Annotated in this window: 4 protein-coding genes; all 4 read right to left on the bottom strand. The window is 62.7% G+C overall.

Going from position 1 to position 5,994, the window contains the following annotated elements:
- The coding region (locus Q8K09_RS16300; protein WP_305256042.1) for a sarcosine oxidase subunit alpha at positions 1–2,975 on the bottom strand (2,975 nt) is incomplete at its 3' end.
- Complete coding sequence (locus tag Q8K09_RS16295) at positions 2,972–3,301, bottom strand: sarcosine oxidase subunit delta (RefSeq protein ID WP_305256041.1); 330 nt, start codon at positions 3,299–3,301, stop codon at positions 2,972–2,974. The genes Q8K09_RS16300 and Q8K09_RS16295, both read right to left, overlap by 4 nt.
- 15 nt (positions 3,302–3,316) lie before the next feature.
- Positions 3,317–4,567, bottom strand: a complete 1,251-nt coding sequence (locus Q8K09_RS16290; RefSeq protein ID WP_305256040.1) for a sarcosine oxidase subunit beta family protein — start codon at positions 4,565–4,567, stop codon at positions 3,317–3,319.
- A gap of 172 nt (positions 4,568–4,739) precedes the next feature.
- The gene (glyA, locus tag Q8K09_RS16285; protein ID WP_305256039.1) at positions 4,740–5,993 is read right to left on the bottom strand and encodes a serine hydroxymethyltransferase; all 1,254 of its coding nucleotides are present in this window, start codon (positions 5,991–5,993) and stop codon (positions 4,740–4,742) included.
- Position 5,994 lies beyond the last annotated feature (1 nt).

The raw sequence follows: 5,994 nt of genomic DNA, 5'->3' as shown, positions 1-5,994 counted from the left end.
CTGACGATCTCGGCCTCGATCACGGTGCCATCTGCCAGCGGCGCGAAAACCTTCTCGCCCATACGCTTCAAGCCGCCTTTGACCAAGGCCAGGGCGAAGCTGTAGCCCATGCTGGTGCTGTAGTAGCTGGAGGTCACGTGGCCGACCATGCTCATCGGAATCGCCTGCTTGGCGTCGAACACCAGCTGTGCGCCTTCCGGCAGCACCTTGTTCGGGTCGACGGGCTTGAGGCCAACCAGCTGCTTGCGGTTTTCCTTGAGGCAGTCTTCACGGTTCATCCCGCGCCAGCCGATCCAGGAGAACGGCTTGGTTCGACCCACACACCAGCCCATGTTCAGGTCGTCCGGGGTCACCGATCCATCAGTCTCCTGACCGACGATGATGAAGCCCTTCTCGGCGCGCAGTACGTGCATGGTTTCGGTGCCGTACGGGGTCAGGTTGTACTTCTTGCCTGCCTCGACGATCTTTTCCAGCACGCCCATGGCGTAGTCGGCCTGCACGTTGACTTCGTAGCTCAGCTCACCGGTAAAGGAGATGCGGAACACCCGCGCCGGTACGCCGCCAACCTGACCTTCCTTCCAGGTCATGAACGGGAAAGCGTCTCTGTCCAGGTCGATGTCGGTGACCTCGCTCAGCAGCTTACGGCTGTTGGGGCCAGACAGAGTCATGGTCGCCCAGTGGTCGGTGACCGAGGTGAAGTACACCTTGAGGTCCGGCCACTCGGTCTGCTGGTAGATTTCCAGCCACTGCATGACGCGCGCGGCGCCGCCGGTGGTGGTGGTCATGATGAAGTGATTATCGGCCATACAGGCAGTCACACCATCGTCGAAGACCATGCCGTCTTCCTTGCACATCAGGCCGTAACGGGCCTTGCCCACGTCCAGCTTGGTCCACGCATTGGTGTACACGCGGTTGAGGAACTCGCGGGCGTCCGGGCCCTGGATGTCAATCTTGCCGAGGGTCGAGGCATCGAGCAGGCCGACGCTGTCGCGTACTGCCTTGCACTCACGGCCAACGGCGGCGTGCATGTCTTCACCGGACTTGGGGAAGTACCAGGGACGCTTCCACTGACCAACGTCCTCGAACTCGGCGCCATTTTTCAGGTGCCAGCTGTGCAGGGCGGTGTAGCGCACCGGGTCGAACAACGCACCGCAGTTGCGCCCGGCCACGGCGCCGAAGGTCACCGGGGTGTAGTTGGGGCGGAACATGGTGGTGCCCATCTGCGGGATGCTGATGCCCAGCGATCGGGCGGCAATGGCCAGACCGTTGATGTTGCCCAGCTTGCCCTGATCGGTACCGAAGCCCAGCGCGGTGTAGCGTTTGACGTGCTCGACCGACTCAAAGCCCTCGCGGGTGGCCAGTTCGATACCGGCCGCCGTGACGTCGTTTTGCTGGTCGACGAATTGCTTCGGCGCCCGTGCGGTCGGTTTCTCGTGCGGCACCTGGAACAGCGCAATACTTGGCTCTTCGTGATGACCGAGGACTTTCGGCAGTTGGCCGGCGACCGCGGTAAAGCCTGCTTCGGCAGACGCCCTGGCGCCCGCTTCGAAGCCGTCGGCCAGTACATCGCCGAGGGCGAACACGCCGTTCATCGCACCGGCGCAGACGCGCGCTTGGAAACCTTCACCCGGCACAAAACCGAGGATGTCTTCGCGCCAGGTCGGCTTGCCGCCCAGGTGCGAGGCCAGATGCACCACCGGGCTGTAACCGCCGGAGCTGGCGACCAGGTCGCACTCCAGCCACTCGCCGGGACTGGTGACTTTATGTGCCTGCGTGTCGATGGCAGCGACGCGCGCCGCGCTGACGCGCTTGCTGCCCCGCACTTCGATCACCGCACTGCCGGTCAGGACGCGCAGACCCTTGGCCCGCGCTTCCTCGACCCAGGCACCCTTGGGGTTGCTGCGCGCATCGGCGATGGCGACCACCTTGATGCCGGCTTCCAGGCAGTCCAGCGCTACGCGGTAGGCGTAATCGTTGGTCGTCGAAAGGACCAGTTGTTTGCCAGGGGCCACGCCGTAACGGCGCACGTAGGTGGATACCGCGCCGGCCAGCATGTTGCCAGGTACGTCGTTGTTGCCGTAAACCAGCGGACGCTCGTGGGCGCCGGCGGCCAGGACCACGCGTTTGGCGCGCACACGGTGCAGGCGCTGCCGCACCTCGCCGATCGGCGCGGCGTCACCGAGGTGATCGGTGCGACGCTCATGGATGGTCAGGAAGTTGTGGTCGTGATACCCGTGCACGGTAGAGCGCGGCAGCAGGGTTACTTCCGGCATCTTCTGCAGTTCGGCGATGACCTTGGCTACCCAGTCGGCGGCTGGTTTGCCATCGAGGGTTTCGCGGCTATCGAGCAGATGGCCACCGAATTCTTCCTGCTCGTCGGCCAGGATCACCCGCGCACCGCTGCGACCAGCAGCCAGAGCAGCCGCCAGACCGGCGGCACCGCCACCGACGACCAGCACGTCGCAGTGCTGGTTCAGGTAGTCGTAACTGTCCGGGTCGTTTTCCTTCGGCGAACGGCCCAGGCCTGCGGCCTTACGAATGTACTTCTCGTAGGTCAGCCAGAGGTTCTGCGGGTACATGAAGGTCTTGTAATAGAAGCCAGGCGCCATCATGCCGCCGCCGACCTTGCCGAGAATGCCCATCAGGTCAGTGTTGACGCTCGGCCAGCCGTTGGTGCTGTTGGCTACCAGGCCGCTGTACAGCGCTTGTTGGGTGGCGCGCACGTTGGGGATCTGGGTGGCTTCGCTAGCGCCGATCTGCAATACGGCATTCGGCTCTTCGGCGCCAGCGGCGACGATGCCGCGCGGACGTGAGTACTTGAAGCTGCGGCCGACGATATCGACGCCGTTGGCCAGCAACGCGGCGGCCAGGGTGTCACCATGGAAACCCTGATAGCTCTCACCGTTGAAGGTGAAGGTCAACGGTTGGTTGCGGTTGATCCGGCCACCTTTGCTCAGGCGATTGATCTGACTCATGCCTTTTCTCCTGCCGCACGGCTGGTCTGCTGCGCACTGTTCGGCTTAGCCGTTACGCTCGGCTTTTCGCCAATCTTGTAGGTTTCGAAAATTTCGTAGCTGATGGTGTCGCGCGTGGCATTGAAGTACTGCCGACAGCCGGCCGCGTGAATCCATAGCTCGTGGTGGATGCCGCGTGGGTTGTCGCGGAAGAACAGATATTCGCCCCACTCAGCATCGGTGCAGGCATTCGGATCCAGCGGGCGCGGGATGTGCGCCTGGCCAGCCGAGTGGAATTCCTCTTCGGAGCGCAGTTCGCCGCAATGGGGACAGAAGATGTTCAGCATGTCGTATTTCTCCTGTTAGTGTGCGACGCCGGCAGCGCCGTGCTCGTCGATCAAGGCGCCGTTGTAGAAACGGTCCATGGCGAAGGGTTTTGCCAGCGCGTGCATCTCACCTTTGGCCAGGCTGGCGGCGAACACGTGACCTGAACCTGGGGTGGCCTTAAAGCCGCCGGTACCCCAACCGCAGTTGAAGAACAGATTCTGTACCGGGGTCTTGCTGATGATCGGGCAGGCGTCCGGCGTGGTGTCGACGATGCCGCCCCACTGGCGGTTCATGCGCACGCGCGAGAGCACCGGGAACAGCTCGACGATCGCCTGCAGGGTGTGCTCGATGGTTGGGTAGGAGCCGCGCTGGCCGTAACCGACGTAACCGTCGATACCGGCACCGATGACCAGGTCACCCTTGTCCGACTGGCTGATATAGCCGTGTACCGCGTTGGACATGATCACGCTGTCGATGATCGGTTTGATCGGCTCGGACACCAGTGCCTGCAGCGGGTGCGACTCGATCGGCATGCGGAAGCCAGCGAGCTTGGCCATGTGCCCGGAGTTACCGGCGGTGACCACACCGACGCGCTTGCCGCCGATAAAGCCCTTGTTGGTTTCCACACCGATGCACACGCCGTTTTCCTTACGGAAACCGATCACTTCGGTTTGCTGAATCAGGTCGACGCCCAAGGCGTCGGCGGCGCGCGCATAGCCCCAGGCCACGGCATCGTGCCGGGCCACACCGCCGCGCCGCTGCAGGGAAGCGCCCATTACCGGGTAACGGGTGTTCTTGCTGCAATCCATGAACGGGATCAGTTCCTCGACCTGCTTGGCATTGAGCACCTCGCCATCGATACCGTTGAGGCGGTTGGCCCCGACCCGGCGCTCGATGTCGCGCATGTCTTGCAGGCTGTGACCGAGGTTGAATACGCCGCGCTGGGAAAACATCACGTTGTAGTTGATGTCCTGGGACAGGCCTTCCCACAGCTTCATGGCGTGCTCGTAGAGGTGCGCCGACTCGTCCCACAGGTAGTTGGACCGCACGATGGTGGTATTGCGCGCGGTGTTGCCGCCGCCCAACCAGCCCTTCTCGATCACTGCGACGTTCTTCACGCCGAACTCTTTTGCCAGGTAATAGGCCGTGGCCAGGCCGTGGCCGCCACCGCCGACGATGATCACGTCGTACACCGGCTTGGGCGTCGGGTTGCGCCACATGCGCTGCCAGTTTTCGTTGTGGCTGAAGGAGTGCTTGAGCAGGCCGAAGCCGGAATAACGTTGCATCAGTGGGTACTCCTGATACGTAAAAATGCTGTGCAGGCGAATGCGCCAGTTCTCGCTGTTTGCCTACGACATGGCAAACGAGTGCGTAGCCTGGGTTGAGCGTAGCGATACCCAGGAAAATCGGTCTGATGGGTATCGCTACGCTTAACCCATCCTACGAGGCACCTAGCAGTCAGCGATAAACCGGGTAATCGGCGCAGAGCCCTGCCGCCAGCGTTGCCACCTGGGCCTCGACGTCGGCATCGCCGAGGTGGTCGAGGATGTCGCAGATCCAGCCAGCCAACTCGATGCTCTGCTGCTCCTTGAAGCCGCGGGTGGTGATGGCCGGGGTGCCGATGCGCAGACCTGAGGTGACGAACGGCGACTGCGGGTCATTCGGCACGGAGTTCTTGTTCACTGTGATACCGGCGCGACCAAGGGCGGCGTCGGCATCTTTGCCGGTCAGGCCCTGACGGATCAGGCTAACCAGGAACAGGTGGTTATCGGTGCCGCCGGAGACCACGTCGAAACCGCGCTCGATGAACACCTTGGCCATTGCCTGAGCGTTGTTGATCACCTGCTGCTGGTAGTCCTTGAAACCAGGCTCCATGGCTTCCTTGAAGCACACCGCTTTGCCGGCGATTACGTGCATCAACGGGCCGCCCTGGGCGCCAGGGAATACTGCCGAGTTGAGTTTCTTCTCGATCTCGGGATTGCTCTTGGCCAGGATCAGGCCGCCACGCGGACCGCGCAGGGTCTTGTGGGTAGTGGTGGTGACCACGTCTGCGTAAGGCAGCGGGTTGGGGTACAGGCCGGCGGCAACCAGGCCGGCGACGTGGGCCATGTCGACGAACAACAGGGCACCGACCTTGTCGGCAATGGCGCGAAAACGCGGGAAATCCAGGGTTTTGGAGTAGGCGCTGAAGCCGGCGATGATCATCTTCGGCTGGCACTCGACGGCCAGGCGCTCGACCTCGTCGTAATCAATCAAGCCGGTCGTGGTGTCGATACCGTACTGCACCGCGTTGTACAGCTTGCCGGAGGAGCTGACCTTGGAACCGTGGGTCAGGTGACCGCCGTGGGCCAGGCTCATGCCGAGGATGGTGTCACCGGCATTGATCAGCGCCAAGTACACGGCGGAGTTGGCCGAGGAGCCGGAATGCGGCTGGACGTTGGCGTAATCGGCGCCGAACAGCTGTTTGGCCCGGTCTATTGCAAGCTGCTCGACCACGTCGACGTGCTCGCAGCCGCCGTAGTAGCGCTTGCCCGGATAGCCTTCGGCGTACTTGTTGGTCAGGCCGCTGCCTTGCGCCTGCATGACCCGCTTGCTGGTGTAGTTTTCCGAAGCGATCAGCTCGATGTGATGTTCCTGACGGCGCTCCTCGGCATCCATCGCGCTGAGCAGTTCGTCGTCGTAGCCTTTAATTTGGTCTTGTTTGCTGAACATC

It is taken from the genome of Pseudomonas sp. (assembly GCF_030683065.1).
Taxonomy (GTDB): domain Bacteria; phylum Pseudomonadota; class Gammaproteobacteria; order Pseudomonadales; family Pseudomonadaceae; genus Aquipseudomonas.
This window is presented reverse-complemented; position numbering and strand designations above follow the sequence as displayed.